This window comes from Bacillus nitratireducens (assembly GCF_036320425.1).
Classification (GTDB): domain Bacteria; phylum Bacillota; class Bacilli; order Bacillales; family Bacillaceae_G; genus Bacillus_A; species Bacillus_A nitratireducens.
In genome coordinates this window covers 611,069-634,868 of the sequence record NZ_JAUMJO010000001.1, presented here as the reverse complement: position 1 = coordinate 634,868, position 23,800 = coordinate 611,069, and the positions used below count along the sequence as shown (strand labels likewise).

The window sequence follows — 23,800 nt, the reverse complement described above, 5'->3', positions numbered from 1 at the left end:
TATAAGTTGTACAAGTATTAGGTGGTGTGATGAATTCGTTTTAAAAGAGGACGTGTAGTCTGTAGAATGAAAAAAGCTTGTAGTTTGAATGTTATCAAACTACAAGCTTTTTCTTTTTTGATTACCGCCACCAAATCCAAGTCCAAAAGTAGTTTCGTATATTCCGAGGAGTAATGCGTATAAAACGTTCACCGTCAAAGAAACAATTTAAATTTGGAAGTGTTTCATCTGGATTTTCTGGAACAAAGTTGACGATGTTTTCGTTGCTTGTAACGGTTACTGTAATTGGTGGGTCGGTAGGGGAGACTTGAAGTTGTAACGAAATATTGGCCGTATTTTTAAATTCATTATTAACAGGTGGACTTATCACTTGTACTGTGAATAACACGATAATTGTTTCGTTTGGTTCCGAATTAGTAGCGACTAGGAAACCGATATTCGGATTCGCTAGTGGAGAGCGTTCACCGTTAATAAAGACAGTGCCGTTTATAAATTGTAAACCTGCTGGAATGGTATCCTGTAAGGAAATATTTGAGAGTGAAATCTCGGAAGTATTTGTAATACGCACCGTATAATCAAAATGTTGATTTAAATAAGCTGAGCTAACGGAAGCGTTTTTCGTGACTGTTGCAGTTACAAATTGAACTGGTATACGAACAATATTCGAATTAACAATGAAGGTAATAATTGGGTCTTGTGGTGTCAATTGGAAAGCAACTGTAACTGTTGCAGAATTGATAATTGTACTGTTTGAAGGAATAGAAGTTACGAGAACTTGAAATGTTATCGTTGCTACTGAACCTGCAGGTAAAGCGCCGATATTAATACCAGTGTCTGGACGGACAGTTGGAACCGGAGTACCGTTAATTGTTACGCTGTTTTCTATAAATGTTGTACCAGCCGGAATCATATCTAAAACGGAAGTACTTACTGTAGGAATTGGGGAATGATTAAATACCTCTAATGTGAATGTAATAATATCCCCTGTAACGACAATAGATCTGTCAGCGTTTTTCTCAATGCGCACCATTGGATCAATGAGTGTTGTTGTAACGGTATTTGTTTGCTTTGTAATTGTAATAGGTGGTTCGGTTGGATCGATGATAACAGTATAGGAAACGGAAGCATCGTTATTGATTGTAGGTTGAAGGCTCGAAGAAGATATTGTTATTTGGAACGTAATAATAACAGATGCATTAGGAGCAAGGTTTCCTAACGTAATACCATTTTCAGGATTCTCATTAGGTTGATTGATTCCGTTAATCGTAACGCTGCCCGTAACGAAGGTCGTATCTACTGGTGCGGTATCTATGGCAAGAAGATCTTCAATAGTCACATTACCACTATTCGTAATCGTAATTGTATACGTTAAAGTTTGACTAGGTAATGCATTCGTGGCATTAACAGACTTTATGGCAACGACATTATCATTTTGGACAGTTGTTGTCACAGTATTTGTTGTAGTCGTATTTGTAACAGGTAAGTTATTTGGATTGACTATATAGTTAAAAGTAGTAATTGCTTTGTTGTTGAGCTCATTTGGTGTTGGAATAGAAGTTACAGTTACTTGGAATGAAGCGATAGTATTTCCACCTACAATTATAGTGCCAATTGGTATGCCGCTTACTGGATTAACTCCCGGAAGAGTTTCTCCGTTGACAATGACGCTATTTTCTATAAACGTAGTACCTTGAGGAATAATATCTTGAATGATTACATCATTTGCTGCAACATTACCAGTTTGATTTAATGTAATCGTATACGTTAACGTATCACCAACCGTTGCAAATGCAAGGTCAACAGCTTTATTACTATTCAAATTCGCATGATTAATTGCTGTTACGGCAGCTGATGAAATAATAGTTTCGGTAATAGGCGGTCGATTCGGTACAGTGTATTGGTATTCAATTGTACTCGTGTTAGAGATTGGATTTGTTTGCGGAATGGAAGTAACCCGTACTTGGAATAGAATAGTTGCTGTCGTATTAGGCGGAATGTTATCAATTGGTATACCGTTAAGTGGGTTGTCATTTGGACGAGCGTTTCCATTCACAATAACACTACTCTCTATAAAGCTCGTATTTGCTGGGATGATATCTGTAACAATAATGTTTTCCACTTGTATATTTCCGTTATTTATAATTGAAATTGTATAAGGGATGATAGTTTGTAAGTCCGCATATTGGATAGGCGTTGTTTTTGTCGCAATTACATTAGCAGAAATAACTTCAGTGAAGGTAATATTACTAGTCGATATTTGTTCTTCACCATTTATTGTATAACGAGAAGTCGATTGATTTTGAATACGACCGCTAGCTGGAAGAGCTACGGCGGTAACAGAAAATGTGACTGGGATAGAAATGTTAGGGGCAATCGTTCCTACAAGTATACCAGTACTTGGATTCGCGTTAAGCTGCGGAATGTTATTTACTAAAACGCTACCGTCTATAAAGGTTGTTCCATCAGGGATATTGTCTGTAAATACAACAGCAGTAGCATCCGTATTCCCTGTATTCGTTAAAGTTGTTGTATAAGTTAAAATGTCACCAATCGTTACAGAAGTCAAATCAACAGTTTTAAGTGAAACGATATCAGCATCATTAATTTGAACGAAAGTAGTATTGGAAGTAGTAGATTTTTGAATTGGTACAAAGTCAGGATTGAAGATAAAGTCGTAGACGATGTTTGCAGTATTAGGTGTTGGATTTACAGCAGGTAAATTCGTAACGGAAACTTGGAATGTAATTGTTGTCGATTGACCTGACGCGATATTAGCAATGGAAAAGCCGATATTCGGATCTGCCGCAGGAAGTACAGTATTGTTAACTATCACACTTCCTGGAATAAATACTGTTCCATCCTCTATAGTATCTGTAAAAAAGATGGAGTTAGTTGTAGTGGATCCGTTATTTTGGATTAATACTGTATATTCAATGATTTCATCCATATTAGCTAATACTTTATTAGCGGATTTTGTAGCGATAAGAATAGCATCAATAAATTGTATATTTGTACTATTGGAAGAGGTCGTTTCTGAAATTGGTGGTGAGCTTGGATCCGGTTGATATTCGTAGTGAATGACAGCGATATTATTAATATTATTTTGTGAAGGTATAGAGACTACATTTACTTGGAATGTAACGATAATCGTATTATTTGGAAGGATAACACCAAGGGTAATTCCGGTAATTGGATTTTCGTCAGGTCTTGGTATGCCATCTACAAGGATGCTATTTGGAACGAATGTAGTGCCAGCAGCAATTGCGTCAATTAGGAGAGCATTTGTAATAGGTACTGTACCAGCGTTTGTGACTGCGACTGTATATGTGATAATTTGACCGATGCGTGTAATAGATCTGTTAGCGGATTTAATTGCACTAACATTTGCCGTCCGCACTTCAGTATTTACTGCATTTGATAACGATCTACGCTGAATAGTAGGGGAACTAGGGTCAATTTGGTATTCATACGAAGTGTCTGAAATGTTAATGACTGTGTTGCCAGAAGGGATACTTGTAAGTTGTACTTGGAATGAAATAGTGACTGTTTCATTTGGTTGTATCGTGCCGAGATTTACTCCATTTTCAGGGTTCGCACCAGGCTGAATCACATTATTTATTGATAAGCTATTTTCAATGAATATAGTACCTTCTGGAATGTTATCAATGAACACAATATTGTTAGCTGGAATGGTTCCTATATTTTGTAGTGTATTTGTGTAGGTAATATTTTGCCCGATTGATACGAAAGTTACATCCGCCCTTTTAACAGAAATAATATTTGCATTTTGAAGTGATGTTGTAACGATATTAGAATTTGCAGAGCGATTTACTGGTGGAGCTATAGGGATACTTACATATTGGTAATTAGCAGATGATTGATTTACAATTTCGGTTTCAGTAGGTGGATTATTTGTTTGCACTTGAAATAGTATCGTTTTGGAACTGTTTGGTGGAATCGTTCCAATTGGTATTCCGTTTTCTGGATTTGCACCAGGCTGAAGTACACCGTTAATTGTGACACTATCGGGCACAAATGTAGTCCCAGCTGGAATAGAATCTGTAAAAATAATATTTATTGCGTCAACATTGCCGATATTTTTCACTTCAGAAATATAAAGTATAGTTCCGCCGATATCTACAGTTATGGGGTTGGATGTTTTTGTGAGTGTCAATTGTGCTTGCACAAAATTTGTAATAACGATGTTACTTGTAGAGGTTTCAGTAATTGGTGGTTGCCCAGGATTCGGTTGGATTGTATATGTCGTGTTAGATTGGTTTTGAATAGAATCTTCCGAGAATGAATTGTTAATAAGAATTTGGAACGAAATAAGATGAGTAGCGTTTGCTGCAAGGTCAGGCAAAGTAACGCCTACATTTGGATTTGCACCAGGTATAGTAGTTCCGTTAAGGGTAAAACTATTTTCTACGAATGTAGTACCATCTGAAGTAGAATCTAAAAATGAGAGATTGGTTGTCGGGATATTTCCACTGTTTTCTAGTGTAATCGTGTAGGTCAAAATATCGCCAGTTGTTGCTTGTTGTGCATTGACTGCTTTTAAAGAAAGGATATTTGCATCCGAAATTTGCGTGAAAGCTGGATTAGATGTAATTGTTCGAGAGATGCTAGGAGCAGTTGGATCGGCGACAAAAGTATAGTCAATACGGGCTGTATTAGAAATTGGATTAACGCTTGGAATGGATTGAACGATAACTTGGAATGTGACGGTGACGATTTCTGACGGTGCGATGGAGTTTAATGGTATTCCTACGTTTGGATCGGCACCTGGAACTGAAACGGCATTAATGGTAACGCTATTAGGAATGAATACAGTTCCTTCTGGGACCAAATCTGTTAAAGTAACTGTATTTGCAGTTGTATTTCCGTTATTTTGAATGATTACTGTGTAAGTGATTGTACCGTTAGTAGATTGTACGAGAGAATCTGTATTTTTAGTTGCGGATAATGATGCATCAATTACAGCTGTACTCACAGAATTAGAGGAGGATGTTGCTGTAACTGGGGGCTGACTTGGATCGACAATATACGTGTAATTTGTAATGGCTTGATTTATAATCACTCCTTGCGGTGGAATAGAACTAGCAAGAAATTGGAACGTAATAGTAGCTGAATCACCTGGTGCGATAATACCAACTGGAATACCGAGAGCTGGACTTACATCTGGAAGTGAAATCCCGTTAAGCGTGACACTATTGGGAACAAATAATGCCCCTTCAGGAACTCCGTTAATGAGTAATACAGAATTTGCAGGGAAGTTTCCAGTATTCGTTAATGTTGCTGTATACGTAATTATATCTCCGATAGATACGATTGTTCGATTTGCTTCTAAAATAGTTGTAACAGTCGCGTTATTAATTTGTGTGGAAGCACTATTAGAAGTTATTGTGCCGGTAACAGGAGGAGAGGCCGGATCAACAATAAATTCGTATTGAATAGATGCAACGTTTGTAATTGGGTTTGAAGGTGGAGTAGATGTAACTATAACTTGGAAGGTAACAGCTAAGGAATTGCTGGCGCTAACGGTTCCGATATTAACTCCGTTATTCGGATTTGCCCCTGGAATAGTACTTCCATTTACAGCAAAACTATTTTCAACAAAGGTCGTTCCAGCTGGAATAAGATCTGAGAAATTTAAATTCGTAGCGGTTGTATTGCCGCTATTTTGAATAAGGACAGTGTAAGTGATTGTGTCTCCGATATTTGCAAAGGCTGTATTAGTAGTTTTTACAGCTGAAAGTATCGCTGAATTAATAGAAGTAACGAAGACGTTCGTTTCCACATTGCCAGGCTGAGCTTGTAATGTGTTTCCTACGTTATATTGGAAGTTAACAAATCCTAAGTTTTGGAGTTCAGGTGTGAAAGTTGTTGGATTGCTTACGATTTGCACTTGGAACATAATTGTAACGATTTGATTTGGAGTTATTGTATTTATGCCAACACCGTCAATGATAGAAGCGGATGATAATGAAGTGCCATCAACAATGACTGACCCTGCAACAAATTGTGTCCACGATGGTATCGGGTCTGAGAAAATAACGTTATTAGCAGAGATGTTTCCTGTATTCGTAATAGTGGTTGTATACGTAATCGTATCACCGATCGTTGCAAAAGCTTTATCTGCTATTTTAATAGTGTTTAAAATAGCACTTTCAATTGTTGTTGTAACACTATTTGAAGTGATGTTTTTTGAAACAGGAGGATTAGCTGGATTGACGATATGTTGGAAACTAACACTAGCTTGATTGGTAATTGGATTTATAGGCGGAATTTCATTGGCATTAATATGAAATGCTACGATGACAGACTGGTTTGGCGCGATATCACCAATTGGAACGCCTGTAATTAGGTCTGCATTTGGGATGGTAGTTCCGTTAAGTGTAAAACTATTCGGTTCAAAGGAAGTTCCGTCTGGAATTAGGTCGGTAAAAATAACATTCGTCGCACTAACATTGCCGCTATTTGTAATCGTAACTGAGTAAACAATATCTTGCCCAATATCTACTGTTTCCACATTTGAATTTTTTTGTGCAGTAAGGATAGCGCTATTAACTTGTGTTGTCGTTGTATTAGATTGATTAGAAGTTGAAATGAACGGCTGATCTGGATCAACAATATAACGGTAAGTGGTAAGGGCCGAATTAGAAATAGGATTGTTGATTGGGAGGGTTGAAACGATGGCTTGGAATGTGACAATTGATGTGTTTCCACCATTAATTGAACCGATATTTACACCAGTAGATAAATCAGCGTTTGGAATGGTTTGCCCATTAACTGTGAAACTGTTCGGAACGAAACTTAAATTGCTATCAAGTATATCGATAACAGTAACATCAGTTGCAGCCACATTCCCCGTATTAGGAAGGTTAAGTGTAAATGTTATTGTATTACCAACATCTGCAAAAGTAAGATTTGCTGTTTTTGTACTTATAATATTTGCGTTATTTATTTGGAGAAGCGTAGTGTTAGAATTAGCTGTGCTTGAAGCGGGAGGATTAACAGGATCAACAGTAAAATCATAAGTCGTGGATGTTGTATTCGGTGCTGGATTAATAGGTGGAATGCTGTTCACTGTAACTTGAAAAACGATACTATATATTTCATTTGGTGGAAGTGCTGCAAGTAATACACCTGTATTTGGATCCGCATTAGGTTGTAAAATGCCATCGACAGTTAATGTGTTAGGAACAAATGTGAGTCCGCTTGGTAATACATCTGTGAATACAATATTAGTTGCATCCGTATTGCCTACATTGGTAATAGAAGTAGTGTAAAAAGCAGTTTGCCCGATATCTACAAAGGATACACTTTCATTTTTCGTCATAGATAATATGGCTTCTCTAATTTGTGTTGAAACAGGATTACTAATTGAAGTTTCTGCATCAGGCGGTGAGACTAATTGGTACGATGTCGATGAGAAATTTACAATTGGATTTTCAGTTGGTAATGAGGTCACGTTTACTTGGAAGGAAACATTTACTGTAGACCCAGCTGTTATAGGTCCGATATTTACACCGTTCACTGGATTTGCACCACTTTGAGGAATTCCATTAATAGAAAATGTGTTTGTAATAAAAGTAGTTCCGCTTGGCACAGTATCTGTGAATATAACATTTTGTGCGGAGGAATTTCCATTGTTTGTTAAAGTGACAGTATAGGTGAGTGTGTCTCCGATGCTGCTAAATGCTTTATCAACTTGTTTCGATGAAAGAATGGTAGCTGTATTAATTGTAGTAAACGTTGTGTTTGAAGTAGCATTTCTTGAAACAATCGGTGCATTTGGATCAGCGATAAATGTGTAAGATGCAGTCGCGGAATTGGCAATAGGATTTTGGACGGGTGTAGAAGTAGCGGTAACCTGGAATGCTATAGAGATGGAGCTGTTAGGACCAATTGATCCAATTGTTATACCAGTATTAGGATCGAGTCCGATTTGTGTGATGCCATCTATTGTAACGCTATCGGTAATAAACGTTGTACCATCTGGTATAAGATCAGTGAAAGTAATAGTAGTTGCATTTGTATTACCGTTATTCGTTAAAATTGTTGTATAGGTAATCGTATCACCTAGTGTTACAAGCGTTTGATCGACCGATTTTACCATTGTTAACATAGCATCTAGTACTGGATTTGTAACGATATTTGTTGAAGTAGAAGTTGTCGCAGGAGTTCCGTTTGGATCAACAGTATAAGAATATAAAATTGTGTCATTACCCATAATCGAACTTGAAGGGGGAATAGAAATAACATTTACTTGGAAAGTAACAGTTACTGTTTCACCGGGTGCGATATTTGGTAAATTTACTCCAAGTGCTGGTTGCGCACCAGGTTGCTGAACTCCATTTACTGTAACTGAATTTGGTATGAATGTAGTGCTAGCTGGAATAGCGCTTGTGAATGTTATATTCGTTGCTGGTGTATTTCCTGTATTCGTAATAGTCGTTGTATACGTAAGTGTATCACCGACGGAAATAATAGATTTATCAACAGTTTTTGTTGTATTTAATATTGCGCTATTAATTGTTGTTGAAACTGCATTAGATACATTCGTTTGTGATACGGCAGGTTGGCTAGGATCGACCACATGTGCAAATTGTACAGAACTAAAATTAGAAATTGGATTTATACTTGGAATGTTTGTAACAAGTACTTTGAGAGTAACAATGGCCGTTCCACCTGGATTTATATTTTCAATCTGTATCCCGCTAGCTGGATTTCCAATTTGCTGTGTACCAGAATCGCTTGTAAGAGTCCCGGAAATAAATATTGTTCCGTCAGGTAAAATATCTGTGAAAATTATATTTTGTGAAGTGACATTTCCAGGGTTACTTAATGTAATTGTATAAGAAATTGTATCGCCGATCGTCGCGAAAGTTTTATCTGCAGATTTAATTGCCACAACTTCCCCAGAATTTATTTGTGTCGAAACAGAATTAGATGTTGTACTTCTTGAAACTAGGGGCAAATTAGATCCTGTCATAAATTGATAATCAATAGAAGCGCCGTTTACAACCGGCGAGTTTGGCCCCCCAGGTCCAATTGTGAAAATCGGATTTGGGATGCTAACTACTTGCACGCGGAAGGTGACGTTAATAAAATCTCCTGCAATAATATCCCCAATTGGTATCCCGTTAGCTGGATTTACTCCAGGTAATAAAACCCCACCTACTCGAACGCTATCTTCTATAAATACTGTATTATTTGGGATCGGATCTGTAAAAATGATATTAGTAGCGGTTGCGTTCCCGACATTTTCTAATAAAACTGTATACGTTAAAAATGAATTTCCAGGCGCGATGTCAGAAAATAGACGATCCACACTTTTCGTTGCTTGAATAATTGCTTCGTTAATTTGCACTAAAGTTGGATTACTTGTAGCTGTTTCTGTCACTGGCGGCTGGGTAGGATCCACAATGATAGAGTATGTTGTGCTAGATTGGTTCAATGTAGGGTTTGGATTCGGTATTGAACCGATAATAGCTTGGAAGCTAATGGTTGTCGTTCCTCCAACTGGAATTGAATCTAAAGAAATTCCGCTATCTGGTCTAAATCCGAGTTGTGGGATGGTATTAATTTGTACGCTATCAGGAACGAATGAAAGTTCAGGTGGCAATATATCGATAAAAACAGGTGTGTTTGCGGTAGTATTTCCGCTATTAGTGAGAGTAGTTGTATACGTAATTGTATCTCCGACAGCAGCAAATGCACTGCTTGCAGTTTTTGTTGCGATAACGGAAGCAGTATTTACTTGTGTAAAAGTTTTATTGGATTTAACTGTTCGTGAAACAGGTGGTTCATTAATATCTACAATAAAACTATATTGAACCGATGATTTATTAGGGATTGGATTAGGATTTGGAATCGTTGTAATGTTTACTTGAAAGCTGAGTATAACTGATGCATTTGAATTTATGTTACCGATATTGATACCATTTTGTGGATTTGCATTAGGAATGGTTGTTCCATTTACTGTAAAACTATTTGGAATAAACGCTGTACCATCTGGAATTAAATCTGTAAAAATAACATTGTTTGCGGTAGTGTTACCGGAATTAGTAATGCTAGAAGTGAAAGTAAGTGTATCTCCAATAGTAGCGAATGTTGAATTGACAGTTTTATTTATAGATAGAGTAGCATCAATAATTGGAGTAACCGTTGTGTTTGTAATTGTACTACCAACAGCAGGTGATTGGTTTGGATTCACTGTATATTCATAATTTACAAGGGCGTTATTTGTTAATGTGCCACTAGGCGGTATCGCTAAAATTTGTGCTTGAAAAGTAATAAATACAGTATTACCTGGTGGAATATCTGCTAAGTGAATACCAAGTGATGGATCTAATCCTGGTTGTGGAACATTATTGATAGTTACGGAGTTTGGGATAAATGAAGCTCCTGCGCCAAGCCCATCCGTTAAAACATTTGCACTAGCAGGGATATTTCCAGTGTTCGTAACTGCAATCGTATAGGTAACGATATCTCCAATTGCAGCTGTCGGTGTATTCACTGATTTAGTAGCGACGATCGTAGCGTTATTAATTTGAGTTGTTATTACATTACTTAACGCATTGGCGGATGTTGGAGGTAAGTTAGGATTTACGACATATTGGTATGCTGTATTACTTTGATTAGGGATTGGATTCGGATTCGGGATGGAATTTACTTGTACTTGGAACGAGATGATTGTATTTGTATTCGGATTTATTGGATCAATTGCAATTCCGCTTGCTGGATTTACATTAGGAAGTATATTCCCATTTACTGTTACACTATTAGGAATAAATGACGTCCCACTTGGAATTGCATCTGTAAATACTACGTTTGATGCAAGTGTGTTCCCGTTATTCGCTAAAGTAGTTGTGTACGTAATAATTTCATTTACGTTAGCAAACTGTTTATCTGCAGATTTTGTAGCGGCAATTGAGGCATTATTAATAGTTGTCTGTACAATGTTAGAAGCAACCATTTGCATGACAGCTGGTTTGGATGGATCATACGTATATTGGAATGTTGTGCCTGATTGATTCGTAATCGGATTTACAGCAGGGATAGTTGGTACGGAAATTTGGAATGCAACGGTTCGTGATGAATTCGCTCCTATCGTACCTATAAAAATACCATTAGCAGGATTTGCGTTGGCTATAGGGACACCGTTAATCGTTACAGTATTAGGAAGGAAGATGGTACCAGCTGGAATGATATCTGTAAACGTTACACTAGAAGCAGGGGTATTGCCGTTATTCGTTAAAATCGTTGCATACGTTATGACATCGCCAACATCAGCGAAATTTGTGCTCGTTAGTTTCATAGCAACAATATTAGCAGTATTAATTTGTGTAGTTACTATATTACTAGTAGCGTTTTTCACAACAGCAGGTAAATTTGGATCAGCAATAAAGCTATATTGAAGTGAAGCGCTATTTTGAACTGGATTTGGTGAAGGTATCCCATTTGCACTTATTTGAAAAACAATCGTTGTAAAACCACCTGCAGGAATGGAGCCGACTTGAAGCCCGGTACTTGGGTCTGCGCCTAGTTGTAAAGCACCACCGATAAAAATACTATTTGGTACGAGAGTTGTACCAGCAGGAAGTATATCAGTAACAACAACATTATTTGCTGTAGTATTGCCAAGGTTAGCTAAGGAAATTGTATATGTGATTGGTTGCCCAACATCAGCAATAGTTAGATCTACCTGTTTGACAATAACTACGTTTGCTAAGTTAATTTGTGTACTTACAGTGTTACTTAAAGATGTCTCTATAGTTGGCGGATCGCCTGGATTTAGAATAAAACTATATTGTGTACTAGATGAATTTGTCGTTGGATTTTGGACTGGTAAAGAGGTGACAGTTACTTGATAAGAGACCATAAGTGAGGCGTTAGCAGGAATGGCAGGTAACGGAACACCTATATTTGGATCTGCATTATTTTGAAGTACACCGTTAATAAGGAAAGTGTTTGGAATGAAGGTAGTGCCATCTGGATTTGTATCTACGAAAGTTGGACTATCAGCAGAAACACTTCCTGCATTCGTTAAAATAACGGTATAAATTAATATATCTCCAACGGTAGCGAACTCTCGATCCACTGTTTTTGCCGAAATGACATTTGCATCGTTTACTTGAGTAAATGTAGTAGTTGAAGTTGTATTTTTACTTACAGGTGAAGCATTTGGATCAACAATAAAGTTATAGGAGATGGAAGCGCTATTTGAGATAGGATTTGGGTTTGGAATACTAGTTATTAATACTCGGAATGAAGCTGTAATTGTAGTATTAGCATTGATGCTACCAATATTAACGCTAGCTGGTGTTGCGCCCGGCTGAGTAACACCGTTAACTATAACACTGTTCGGTACAAAGGAAGTACCATTCGCAATGGAATCGGATAGTAATACGTTGTTCGCTGCAACGTTTCCATCGTTTGTAACAGCAAAGGTGTAAGTTAATTCATCTCCAACTTCCGCAAATGTTATATCTACAGATTTAATGGCATGAAGATCTGCTAGTCTAATTGTTGATGTAACAGAATTAGAATTTGCTGTTTTTGAATTTGGTGGCAGGCTTGGGTTTACAGTGTAAATATAAGAGGCAAAAGCGTTATTAATGATAGGATTTTGTGCAGTAATATTGATGACTGTTACTTGGAAGGATAAGTTGAAAGTAGCTCCACCAGGAATTGTGCCGATAGGTAAGGCAATGAGAGAATTTACATTTTGCAAGACGCCGTTTAGCGTTACAGTGCCTGGAGTCAATATCGTTCCATTTGGAAGTGGATCTGTTAGTTGAACGTTATTAGCGGGCGTATTTCCACTGTTTGAAATAAGGATTGTATAACTTATAGTTTCGCCAATTGTGGCGAATTGTTTATTTGTAGATTTTGTTAATGATAAATTCGCATTGTTAATTTGAGTAGAAACGAGATTAGAAGAAATGTTTTTCGTAACGGGCGATTGGCTAGGGTTGACCGTGTACTGATAAGAAGCGCTTGATCCGTTAGATACGACATTTGACGCAGGTATTGTATTAACTACTACTTGAAATGAAACGTTTTTGGTTGTGCCAGTTGGGATGGATCCTATATTCACACCGTTAGCTGGATTTGCGCCAACTTGTGTCGTACCATCTATTGTTAAACTGTTGAGGACAAAAGTTGTTCCTGTAGGAATGATATCTGTAAAAATAACGTTGTTCGCATTCGTATTACCTGTTCCTGTAAAGGCAACGGTATAAGTCAGTGTATCGCCAATATCTGCATAGTTTTTATCTACTGCTTTCGTCATTGTTACAGTAGCATTATTCACTTGAGTGGAGACAATATTCGTCGTATCAGTCCCACCTACTGCCGGCTGATTTGGTACAGGAATGTATTGATATGTTGTTGTACCACTATTTAATATTGGATTTGTTTGGGGGATAGAAGGAACGAATACTTGAAATGAAATGGTAGTAGTAGAATTTGCAGCAATAGATCCAATTGATATACCATTAGCAGGGTTTGCTCCCCCTTGAGTAACCCCGTTAACAGTTACGCTCCCTGGAATGAAAGTAGTCCCGCTAGGAATCGGATCCGTATATATAACGTTCGTTGCAGCGATATTTCCTATATTAGCCAAGGCAATACTGTAAGTTAATGTATCGCCAATATCGGTAAAAAGTTTGTTAACTGATTTTGTCCCATTAATATCTGCGAGGTTAATTTGTGTTCCTGCAGAGTTACTTGTTGCAAGACCGTTAAAAGTCGTTCCTCCGGCAATTGGTGTATATTGAAATGTAATATTAGCAGTGTTAGAGATAGGATTTTGACTTGGAAGAGAAACGACAGTCGCTTGGAAAGCTACTGTACGAGAAGAGCCATTATTAATTGTCCCAAGAGATATACCGGCGGCAGGATTTGCGTTTGTTTGCGGGACATTATCTATTGTTACAGTCCCAGGTATAAAGGAAGTACCGTTAGGGAGAACGTCTGTAAAAGTAACGTTATTTGCAGGAAGAAGCCCGGTGTTAGGAACAGTAACTGTATAGGTTAGAATATCTCCAATTGTAGCGACACTTTTATTCACGTTTTTAGTTGCTTGTATATTAGGTGAGTTTATATTGATTTGTAAACCGACTGTATTTAACATATATGCATCTCCGTTAGTAGTTAAACGGATTGCGGCAGATACTTGGGAGTTTGTTAAATAAGGAGAAATATCAATGGAAGTAATGTCCCATCCTTGTCTTCCAGCGGAGATATTTGTACCTGTAGAGGCACTCTGGTTTCGCGTTCCAAATGTACCAGTTGTATCTAAGTTCCCTGCAGCATTATTAATTTGAGAACCGAAGAAATTATTAACAGCATTATTTGGCCCAGATAATGCATTTAATGAACTGAAATTTGGTCCAAATAAAGCTTGATCCCCAGTTAAATCAGCATCCCCTTCAGTAGAACTTAAAAATAATCTCCCGCTTACAGGTCCCCCGGCAGGTGTTAAAAACCCTGAGACAGATACATCTGCACTACCGGTTTCTACAGAAACACGGTTACCAGCTACGTAAATTGTTAAATTTCTTGCGGGTAAGGAACCGTTTTGATAAGCGACAATAAGCGTCCATCCTGCAGAATTAATGGCTCCATTAGAAGCGTCTAAAGGATCTACAAGTCCAGGAACAGAACCTGTTGTATAAGAGCCAGATCCAGTAGCTTGAACGAGTGAGGTTACATCTGCTGAACGTGTATAAAATCCAAATGTGACAGATCCAGAAACGAAAGTTTGATTTGAAGCTGTAACAGCCGAAGGGGTAATTGAGTATGTTGACACAGGTGTTGTAAAAGAAACGGGGTTTCCTAATACACTCGTAATGTTTTGATCCCGAGATAAATAGTTTCCACCCCAAACGAGTTCTGCGTAAAGAATAGTACTACCAGCAGGGATATTTAAAAGAGCGGTAGAACTATTTTGTGTATAGTTTAATGTTGTACCAGTAGGAAAAGTAGGTACTTGTAAAGCGGTATTCGTAGTTACGAATGCACCAATTGCCCCGATTGTACCAGCACGGTTTAGATTGCTAATTTTACTTAAACCTAGTGTGTTTCCTGTAATAGCGAGTGCGCCGTTAGTGGTGGTAGAAAATCGATTCGTAATGGGCATGTTGTCACCTCATTTACAATATAGTCTTGGTCAAAATAGGATATGTGTGTGACAAATAAAGGGAAACATGTACGAGTTGATTTGATAATAATGATTTAAATGTCTAGATAAGGGGATGGAGTATGATTGAATTGGAAATTAGAGTAGAGCGTCTTAGGAAAGGAAAAATAGAGGATATTGTAGCATTATCTTCTTATATTGGCTGGGATTACAGCAGAGAGGAAATTGAGACGATTTTGAATACGGGTATAGTATATGGTGTAGTAAATGAGAGGGAAGAGCTTATTGCTAGCGCAGCAATTATACTATACGGGGAGACATTAGCCTCAATTGGAATGGTAATTGTACATCCAGATTATAAAGGAAGAGGGATTGGAAAGATAATAACGGATTCATGTGTTAAAAGCGTATCAGCTCAAACCCCCATTATGCTTATTGCTACGGATGAGGGAAAAAATTTATATGAAAAACTAGGATTCAGGGCTGTTAGTTATGTTTCTAAATACATATGTAACTCGTACAATGCGAATGACCATTGTGTAGGAAATGAAGATTATATGATAAATTATGAAGAGTGTGATTTAGAAAAAATAATAAAAATAGATGAATATGCGTTTGGAACAAATAGAAAAGCATTTTTAAAGAAAAGAATTATCCAAAGTGAACAGTGCATCGTTGTAAAGGACAACAAACAAAATGTATTAGGTTACGGTTTAAGTATACAAACACCAGAAAATAAAATATTAGGACCAGTCGTTGCTAAAAATGATGCGATGGCAATGAGAATTGTACATTATTTAGCAAGAGAGCATCATGGTAAATTAAGAATTGATGTACCAGAAGGAAAGAAAGGTTTCATGAAAGAATTAGAGATTACTGGTTTTCAAAAGGTTAATACACCACCAATTATGATGAAAAATAGTGATCAATTTTTGAAAAGAAATGGAGAACTATACAGTATTGCAGCACAAATTTTTGGATAAAAAAGAATCCTTTCGTGAAAAGGATTCTTTTTTATAGCCAACTTAATCGCGATATTGATCATGAATAGGTTGAAAAAGGTCTTCCTCGACATCTCTAACCATTGAAAAATGATCAACGTTATAATGTCCATGTAAAGTTTTATTATGATGACCAATAATTTGCTCTGCAGACAATACGTTAGAATCAGTTGTGGAATGACCATTTTTAATTAATGTAACGTCAAATCCTTGTACAGTCGCTGTTCTAACTGCGGTGTCGATGCAATGTTCTGTTTTACATCCACCGATAACAATATGATTAATTTTTTCTTCTTTTAAAAGTTCAAGTAGAGAAGTGCCATAGAATGAGTTTGTTGCTGCTTTATTAATAAGGATTGCAGACTGAGGTACTTTAATTTCATTATGTACTTCAAATCCTTCTCCGCTACCAGAAGCAACATCGATATCTCTTACGAAAACAATAAGGACATTTGCATCTATCGCTTTCTGTACGGCTGTATTTAGTGTAGATAGTAACTCCGTTTTACGAAAAACTTCTTTTTCTTGTTCATTTCCATCCATTAATTCTTGCTGAGCATCGATAATTAATAGTGCTTGTTTCATTGTTTCTCCCCTTTAATACAGAATAATTTTCACTTTATATATTCCGTAATAGTGTATGAGAATCCTCTATCGTGAGTGAAGTAGACGAGCGATTTACAAAGTTGTCAAAGAAATTTCATTCTCATAGAGTATAAAAACATGTATGATAGGAAGTGGAGAATTTTTGAGTAGGTGGGAATACCATGCAAACAGTAGAAGATTATCTTTCATTCTTACATACGAAAGGATTTAAATTATCAGAGGAAGCACAAGGGTTTATTATGTTCGGACAAGGATACACCGGTGCGTCTGATGGAATTGTGAACGTAGCAATAGAAGCGACGATTAAACATCAATTACAGTTTGATGGTAGTTATTTTGTTGCGTTATTAGAACGATTGAAAGAAGAAGAGATTACAGATAAAAAAAGCGCTAAGGCTTTTATGCGGAAGTTACAAGCGTAACTTCACGCAGCCTGCGCTTCTTTTTTTGTTTTGGAAGGTAATTCAACAAAAACCATGCCTAGGAAAATACATAGGCATCCGATAATAGCAGAAATGGAAAGTTGTTCGTTTGCAACGAGAACGCCTGTTAATGCAGCAAAAACGGGCTCCATTGCGAAAATAATTGCTACTCTCGTTGGAGACGTATGTTTTTGTGCCGATGTTTGAATGAAAAAAGCAATGGATGTCGCGAATAGGGAAGTTAGAAATAGAGCAAATAAAAAAGAAGAATTCGTCCATAGTGCTACTGAAAATAATTTTTCCCAATCTTCAAACAAAAAGGCGCAAATAGAAGAAAACATACCGACAGCTAATACTTGCGATGTGCTTAACAATAAAGGTGATATTTTCTTAGAAAAGAAGCCGTTAACAAGAATATGGGCAGCGAAAGCAACTGCACAACCGAGAACGAGTATATCTCCAATGTTTAATTGAAAAGAATCACCAGCCGTTAATAAGTATAAACCTGCTGTTGCTACAGCAATACCAAGTACGATAAAAATGGTAGCTTTTTGTTTTAAAAAGATAAAAGACAAAATTGGTACCATAACGATACTAAGCCCTGTTAAAAAACCAGCTTTTGAAGAAGTTGTATAAAGCAAGCCGAATGTTTGTAATACATAGCCAACGCATAAAAAGAATCCAACGATTAATCCAGCGAGGCTACTCTGTTTTATATCCTGTTTTGAAGCTTTTTTTGAGAAAATCATTTGAACGAATAATAAAATAATTCCAGCGAATAAAAAGCGAATCCCATTAAAAGTAAATGGACCAACGAAAGACATAGCATTTTGGACGACAACAAACGTAGCTCCCCAAATAAAAGAGACAAATAATAAAGCAAGAGGAGCAATCCAATCTTTTTTCACACTCATACCCCCGTTAATTTTGTAAGATAGCTTTTCTAGCTAATTCATCAGCGACTTTATTTTGACTACTTGGAATCCACTTAATGAAAAAGAGATCGAAACTTTTTATGTACTGCAGTGCTTCCTCTAATAGTGGTGCAAACATTTTATTTTTTGCGTATTCTTTTTCAACAGCTCGCTCGACAAGTTGCGAATCGGTACGAAAAGAGACAATGTTATAATCATGTTCCGTGCAATATTTTAATGCCGCAAGTAAAGCGTGGTATTCTGCTTCATGATTGGACATTGTCCCAAGGGGCAATGATAAATGTACAGCTGGTTGAACCCCTTTAATAAACACTCCTGCACCAGAAGGACCAGGATTTCCTTTTGATGCACCATCAATATATACTTCAATCAAAATGAGAAACCTCCAAATTATAAGATGATCCCCTACTTATATGTTTCTTTAAAGTAGGGGATAGAGTAACTTAGCCAATTGTAATACTATAACGACATGTAAATGTTTCATTCGCTTGTAAAGATTGAATTCCTTTTTTTTCCTTGAAATCTTTTGCTGGATTTATTTCATCAGCAATCCCGTACCAAGGTTCAATACATAAGAAAGATGCGTTCTCGCCTGGTGTCCATACGCCGACAAATGGGAATCCGTCAAATTCTACTTTTACAAATTTATTATGTTTATGAGAACGAATAGAGATTTCATCCGTATTCATATTTTCAAAAATAAGTGCATCATTTTTGAATAAATCGTATGTAAGTGGTAATTCATTCGTATTTTCAGCGATTAATTGCTTTTTACTTGAAAGATAAGGTCCTTCTAATACGCTTGTTTCTAAGCGTTCAGAACCATTAAATGATAAATGATAATCTGTAAATGATTCGCCCTCTAATAAGGGGAAGTTGAAGCCAGGATGCGCTCCGATTGAGAAGAACATCTCTTTTGAAGTAGGGTTATTTACTTCATATGTTACATGAACGATTTGTCCGTCTAGCTCATAAGAAACGAGTAATTCGAATTCGTATGGGTATTTTTTTAATGTTTCTTCATTACTAGTAACAATATAAGTGATTTTCGTTTCACTTTGTTCTTTTACAGAGAATGTAAGATCACGAGCAAAGCCGTGTTGTGTTAAAGAATATGGTTTACCATCTACGTAGTATGTATTATCTACTAATCGGCCGACAATTGGGAATAAAATTGGTGCGCGGCGCCCCCAATAAGTAGAATCGCCTTGCCATAAGTATTCAGTGTTATCTTCTTTTAAGCGAACGCTTTGTAATTCTGCACCTTTGTCAGAAATGGAAACGATCACTTTTTCATTTTGAATTGTTGCTGTCATGAAGTGAAACCTCCTAAATCTTTCATATGTTTTATTATACGTCGTCCAAAAGAAAAAAGGTAGTAAATGATAGGAATCTATTGACGAAAGAGTGCCTATTGCGTACAATATAACCTTGTTGCTTAAAAACGAATAACGTGGTTCGAAACCATCCCACGTAAAAAAACTAAGGAGATTTTGTCATGAATATAAGAACATTAGTCGGTAATGGTATTTTAGCGGCATTATATATTGCTGTTTCTATGCTTATTCAGCCATTTGGCTTTACCAGTGTACAGTTTCGTATTTCAGAGATGTTTAATCATCTCGTTGTATTCAATAAGAAAGCAATTTACGGGATTGTATTAGGTGTATTTTTAACGAATCTCTTTTTCTCACCTATGATCGCTTACGATTTAGTATTTGGAGTAGGACAATCGATTCTTGCGCTACTTGCAACTATTATTTCTATGCGCTTTATTAAAGGTGTTTGGGCTCGTATGATTTTTAATACAGTTATTTTTACAATTACAATGTTTATGATAGCAATTGAACTTCATCTTGCATTTGATTTACCATTCATGTTGACTTGGTTAACTTGTGCAGTTGGTGAATTTGTTGTAATGGCAATTGGTATGCCTGTAATGTACTGGATTAATAAACGAGTACAATTTGAAAGATTTATGTAATAGATGAAAGAGCTATTCCTAAAGGGATAGCTCTTTTTGTATGTAATCACATTGAATATAATGCTGTGACTCTTGATACAATATAATAAAATAAAGTGAGGCTTTCATTAGCTGGCTACATATAAGAAGTCTTATAAAAGGGGAATCTAGTATGAAATATAAAATACATTGGTTGTATAAAACGAAGCGTGGTTTACAAACCGAATTAACAACAGATTATATGAACATAGAAGAAGTACTTCAATTTGCGGAGGATTTTGAGAAAACAGGTAGGGTGAAAGAACTGTTATTTTTCGATGAAATGGACGCGGAATGGTCATTAAAAGAAATGAAAAAACTGAGTAAGCAAGTGGAGGAAGATCCTCAAGAAATTCAAGTTTATTTTGATGGTGGTTATGATGTACAGACGAAAGAAGCTGGGGTTGGTATATGTGTATACTATAAAAAAGGAAATACAAATTACCGAATTCGTCGCAATGCATACATAGAAGGCATATATGATAATAACGAAGCGGAGTATGCAGCATTATTATACGGGATGAATACACTCGAGGAATTAGGAATTAAATATGAACCGGTTACACTTCGGGGGGATTCTCAAGTTGTACTGCAGCAATTAGCTGGTGAATGGCCTTGCTATGATGAACATTTAAATCATTACTTAGATCAAATTGAACAAAAAGCGAAGCAAATGAAATTAAAGCTTGTTTGTGAACCGATATCAAGAAAACAAAATAAAGAGGCGCATCAATTAGCAACGCAAGCTTTAGAAGGGACAGTCATTGATAGTCATAAAGAAATAACCGAATAGAGAGGTGCAAAAGTGGATAAAAAGCAACTCATTACAGAGGTGAATAACTTATTAGAAACGTATTGTGAAGGATGTTTTTTGCGAGAACATAATCGAAAAACAAATAGTAAATATTATGCCCATTCATTTTGTATACGACAATGTACAGTTGGAGAAACGTTGAAAAAATATGGAGAACAGTTGTCATAAAAAAACATCCAGAGAAAACTCTCTGGATGTTTTTTAGTGCCTTGCTTCATGTAATTGATGCTCGCACTTACTTAATTTCTTTTCCTCATTCATTAAAAATGGCTCATCTAAATCTGTTGCAACAGATTTCATAATTTCAAGCTGAGAGCGAGCTGCTTCTACTGCAGTAGAAGCATGCTCTAATGTGTCCGGATCCATTGAAATCGTTGCAGAACCTACCATTTTTTGTGCAGTTTCTACACGGAATTTTACTTCTTCAAAATCATTTACATGTGAACCCATTGTTATTGCCTCCTTTGTATTTTGCGCATTTCACATAGTTTTTGCTCTGTAAAACGGAAATATACAAAGGAATAACAAAGGAGGTTACCAAGTTAGGTAACCTCCTGTCATATGTTGGATTAAAGTTTTACTACGTTAGCAGCTTGAGGTCCACGGTTTCCTTCAGTAATGTCGAAAGATACTTCTTGACCTTCCTCTAAAGCTTTGTAGCCGTCACCTTGAATAGCAGAGAAATGTACGAATACATCATCAGAGCCGTCCATTTCGATAAATCCAAAACCTTTTTCATTGTTAAACCATTTTACTTTTCCTTGCATGTTACAATTCCTCCTAAAAAACGATTACTTTTTTCATTTAGTGAAATTCATTAAAAAGAAAATATAATTTTAAAATGCTATAATCTAGAATATTCTGCTAAATGATTAATTTAAATATACACGAATTGGTAGAATTTAGTCAAGTAAGCGGTTTTATTTTTTGTATTTTTAAATAACTTCCCGCTCAAATTTTTAATAAGGTATAGGACAAGCCACGTATGTAATATTCTTAAATGAAAGCTGTACATAATGAGGTGAAAGAATGAATGAGTCTTATTTATTAGATAATGAAGGAATGAAAAATAGAGTCGACATACCGAATTGGGTTGCAAAAGAATTTCATGATTTTTCGAATGTCGTGCTAGAACCAACTTTTCCGTGTTATTTCGGTTTAACAGCGTTGAAAAAGAATGAACTTCGTTATTCATTTCTCTCTCATAATGATTGGGGGCATTTACCCAATACAATGTTATCTTTTTTGGAGTTAATGAAAGAACGGCCAATTGTAAGAAGAGGATTTTTTCTTTTTGTAGAGCCGGAATGTGAAGAGAAATCAATCGAATATTATCGAGATTATTTTTGGAAAGTACTACAATATTTACATGAAAACGATGATCAAACATGGCCGAAGCAAATTCCAACAGATCCAGATCATTATTTATGGGAATTTTCATTTGGTGGTGAACCGATATTTGCGTTTGGAAATGCACCGGCTTATAAACAGCGAAAGACTAGGCACTTAGGAAATTCTCTCGTTATTGGATTCCAGCCACGAACTATTTTCGAGGGCTTAGAAGGAGATCGTCCTAAAGGCTCATATTCGAGACAAATGGTTCGTGAGCGAGTGGAAAAGTGGGATCAGCTGCCGAAGCATCCTAACATTAGTCACTATGGCGATCCTAACCATCGTGAATGGAAGCAATATTTTATTGGAGATGATATAGAACCGATTAAAGATAAATGTCCTTTTCATCATAAGATAGAGAAATAAGAGCCATCAACTGGATGGCTCTTTTGTATATTTTGGATAAAAAAGGGTATTGTATTAGTGAATAATTTTTATGAAAGCTAGTCTATTTTCTATATTTCCATCATTACTTAGTAGTAAAAGAAGTAGAAAGGATAGAGCGATGTTTGGAGCAATTATACAACAAATAGTATTGGGTATTTCATTAGCTGCACCGGTAGGTCCAATTAATATTGAAATGTTAAAACGTGGAATTGAACGTGGATTTTGGCATGCGTGGATTGTTGGAATCGGGGGCATGACTGCTGATATTTTGTTTATGCTTCTTATTTATTTTGGTTTATCTTCTGTGTTTATGTATACATATGTACAAGCTTTTATGTACTGCACTGGGTTTTTCCTGTTATTTTATTTAGGATTTCAAAGTGTAAAACAAGGAATCTCCCACTCGAATATGGAATATAACAAAGAAGAGGTAGGTGGACTTAAACAATCCTTTATGGCGGGATTTTTAATTGCGATATCCAACCCATTAAATCTAGTTTTTTGGTTTGGCATATACGGAAGTACACTTAGCTCATTGCTTACAAAGGTAACGAAACAAGAAGCTTTTTTGTACAGTCTTTGCATTATTATTGGTATTATTTTGTGGAACTTAAATATTGCTTTTTCTGTACATTTTGGAAGAACTTTATTAAAACCAAAAGCACTTGGCTATATTACAGCCGGAGCAGGTATTATTTTAGTAGGATATTCTATCCATTTTGCATACAAAGCTTTACAGTTGTTCACATAAGATTGAAGGGGAGATTTTTATGTATCGAACCACTATTGACGGAAAAGAAATTATCATCACACTAGCACCAAAAATCCGAAAAGAAATTACTGACAGGAACCCATTATATGAAGCGGTATTTAAAAATGCAGCAAGGTTGCTGCAAACGAAACAACCAACGTTTGCAGTAAATCATGAAATATTTGGGCTTATTATTGGAGAAGTACAAAGGGGTGAAGTAACAGTGTTTGCAATAGAACACATTATCCCTAAGCAAAATATATTTGGTCCGAACACTTTTTTCTCGACAATAGAACAGCAGGCAAATTTGTAAAGTGAATAGAATAAAATAGTAAA

15 protein-coding genes and 1 riboswitch are annotated in these 23,800 nt (G+C 36.4%); of the genes, 8 read left to right on the top strand and 7 right to left on the bottom strand.

Translation table 11 applies throughout. From position 1 onward, the window contains the following. Positions 1-121 precede the first annotated feature (121 nt). On the bottom strand, positions 122-15,154 hold the full coding sequence (locus Q3V31_RS03300) for a DUF7507 domain-containing protein (RefSeq protein ID WP_329762327.1): 15,033 nt from the start codon (positions 15,152-15,154) through the stop codon (positions 122-124). A 122-nt stretch (positions 15,155-15,276) separates the two neighbouring features. Between Q3V31_RS03300 and Q3V31_RS03295 the strand changes: the two genes are divergently transcribed. Then, positions 15,277-16,137 carry a GNAT family N-acetyltransferase gene (locus tag Q3V31_RS03295; protein WP_097871713.1) on the top strand — a complete coding sequence of 287 codons (861 nt, stop codon included), beginning with the start codon at positions 15,277-15,279 and terminating at the stop codon, positions 16,135-16,137. A 42-nt stretch (positions 16,138-16,179) separates the two neighbouring features. Here the strand turns inward: Q3V31_RS03295 and Q3V31_RS03290 are convergent, their stop codons facing one another. Next, on the bottom strand, positions 16,180-16,740 hold the full coding sequence (locus tag Q3V31_RS03290) for a cysteine hydrolase family protein (protein ID WP_000806342.1): 561 nt from the start codon (positions 16,738-16,740) through the stop codon (positions 16,180-16,182). A gap of 182 nt (positions 16,741-16,922) precedes the next feature. Between Q3V31_RS03290 and Q3V31_RS03285 the strand changes: the two genes are divergently transcribed. Further along, complete coding sequence (locus tag Q3V31_RS03285) at positions 16,923-17,183, top strand: DUF6123 family protein (RefSeq protein WP_001195213.1); 261 nt, start codon at positions 16,923-16,925, stop codon at positions 17,181-17,183. 2 nt (positions 17,184-17,185) lie between these two features. Here the strand turns inward: Q3V31_RS03285 and Q3V31_RS03280 are convergent, their stop codons facing one another. From Q3V31_RS03280 to Q3V31_RS03270, 3 genes are all read right to left on the bottom strand, one after another. Next, on the bottom strand, positions 17,186-18,091 hold the full coding sequence (locus Q3V31_RS03280; RefSeq protein WP_000711152.1) for a DMT family transporter: 906 nt from the start codon (positions 18,089-18,091) through the stop codon (positions 17,186-17,188). A 13-nt stretch (positions 18,092-18,104) separates the two neighbouring features. Next, entirely contained in the window at positions 18,105-18,491 is a 387-nt protein-coding gene (locus tag Q3V31_RS03275) for a reverse transcriptase-like protein (protein WP_000573868.1), read from the bottom strand. 70 nt (positions 18,492-18,561) lie between these two features. Continuing rightward, positions 18,562-19,434, bottom strand: coding sequence for an aldose 1-epimerase family protein (locus tag Q3V31_RS03270; protein ID WP_329762316.1), 873 nt, complete (start codon positions 19,432-19,434; stop codon positions 18,562-18,564). A 131-nt stretch (positions 19,435-19,565) separates the two neighbouring features. Beyond that, positions 19,566-19,610, top strand: a riboswitch (PreQ1 riboswitch). 6 nt (positions 19,611-19,616) lie between these two features. Between Q3V31_RS03270 and Q3V31_RS03265 the strand changes: the two genes are divergently transcribed. From Q3V31_RS03265 to Q3V31_RS03255, 3 genes are all read left to right on the top strand, one after another. Further along, positions 19,617-20,102, top strand: a complete 486-nt coding sequence (locus Q3V31_RS03265; protein WP_001026481.1) for a QueT transporter family protein — start codon at positions 19,617-19,619, stop codon at positions 20,100-20,102. A 151-nt stretch (positions 20,103-20,253) separates the two neighbouring features. Then, a complete protein-coding gene (locus Q3V31_RS03260) occupies positions 20,254-20,913 on the top strand; it encodes a ribonuclease H family protein (RefSeq protein WP_000875540.1) in 660 nt (219 codons plus the stop codon). A 12-nt stretch (positions 20,914-20,925) separates the two neighbouring features. Next, positions 20,926-21,102 (top strand): zinc-finger domain-containing protein, encoded by a 177-nt coding sequence (locus Q3V31_RS03255; protein WP_329762312.1) that lies wholly within the window; start codon positions 20,926-20,928, stop codon positions 21,100-21,102. 33 nt (positions 21,103-21,135) lie between these two features. Here the strand turns inward: Q3V31_RS03255 and Q3V31_RS03250 are convergent, their stop codons facing one another. Further along, positions 21,136-21,384, bottom strand: coding sequence for a DUF2564 family protein (locus Q3V31_RS03250; RefSeq protein ID WP_000534729.1), 249 nt, complete (start codon positions 21,382-21,384; stop codon positions 21,136-21,138). A gap of 119 nt (positions 21,385-21,503) precedes the next feature. After that, a complete protein-coding gene (cspB, locus tag Q3V31_RS03245) occupies positions 21,504-21,701 on the bottom strand; it encodes a cold shock-like protein CspB (RefSeq protein WP_001161729.1) in 198 nt (65 codons plus the stop codon). 262 nt (positions 21,702-21,963) lie between these two features. Between cspB and Q3V31_RS03240 the strand changes: the two genes are divergently transcribed. From Q3V31_RS03240 to Q3V31_RS03230, 3 genes are all read left to right on the top strand, one after another. After that, positions 21,964-22,692, top strand: a complete 729-nt coding sequence (locus Q3V31_RS03240; protein ID WP_001005930.1) for a YqcI/YcgG family protein — start codon at positions 21,964-21,966, stop codon at positions 22,690-22,692. 139 nt (positions 22,693-22,831) lie between these two features. Further along, the gene (locus Q3V31_RS03235; protein WP_000466555.1) at positions 22,832-23,464 is read left to right on the top strand and encodes a LysE family transporter; all 633 of its coding nucleotides are present in this window, start codon (positions 22,832-22,834) and stop codon (positions 23,462-23,464) included. Positions 23,465-23,483: 19 nt separating this feature from the next. Then, the gene (locus Q3V31_RS03230) at positions 23,484-23,777 is read left to right on the top strand and encodes a cytoplasmic protein (protein ID WP_329762310.1); all 294 of its coding nucleotides are present in this window, start codon (positions 23,484-23,486) and stop codon (positions 23,775-23,777) included. Positions 23,778-23,800 lie beyond the last annotated feature (23 nt).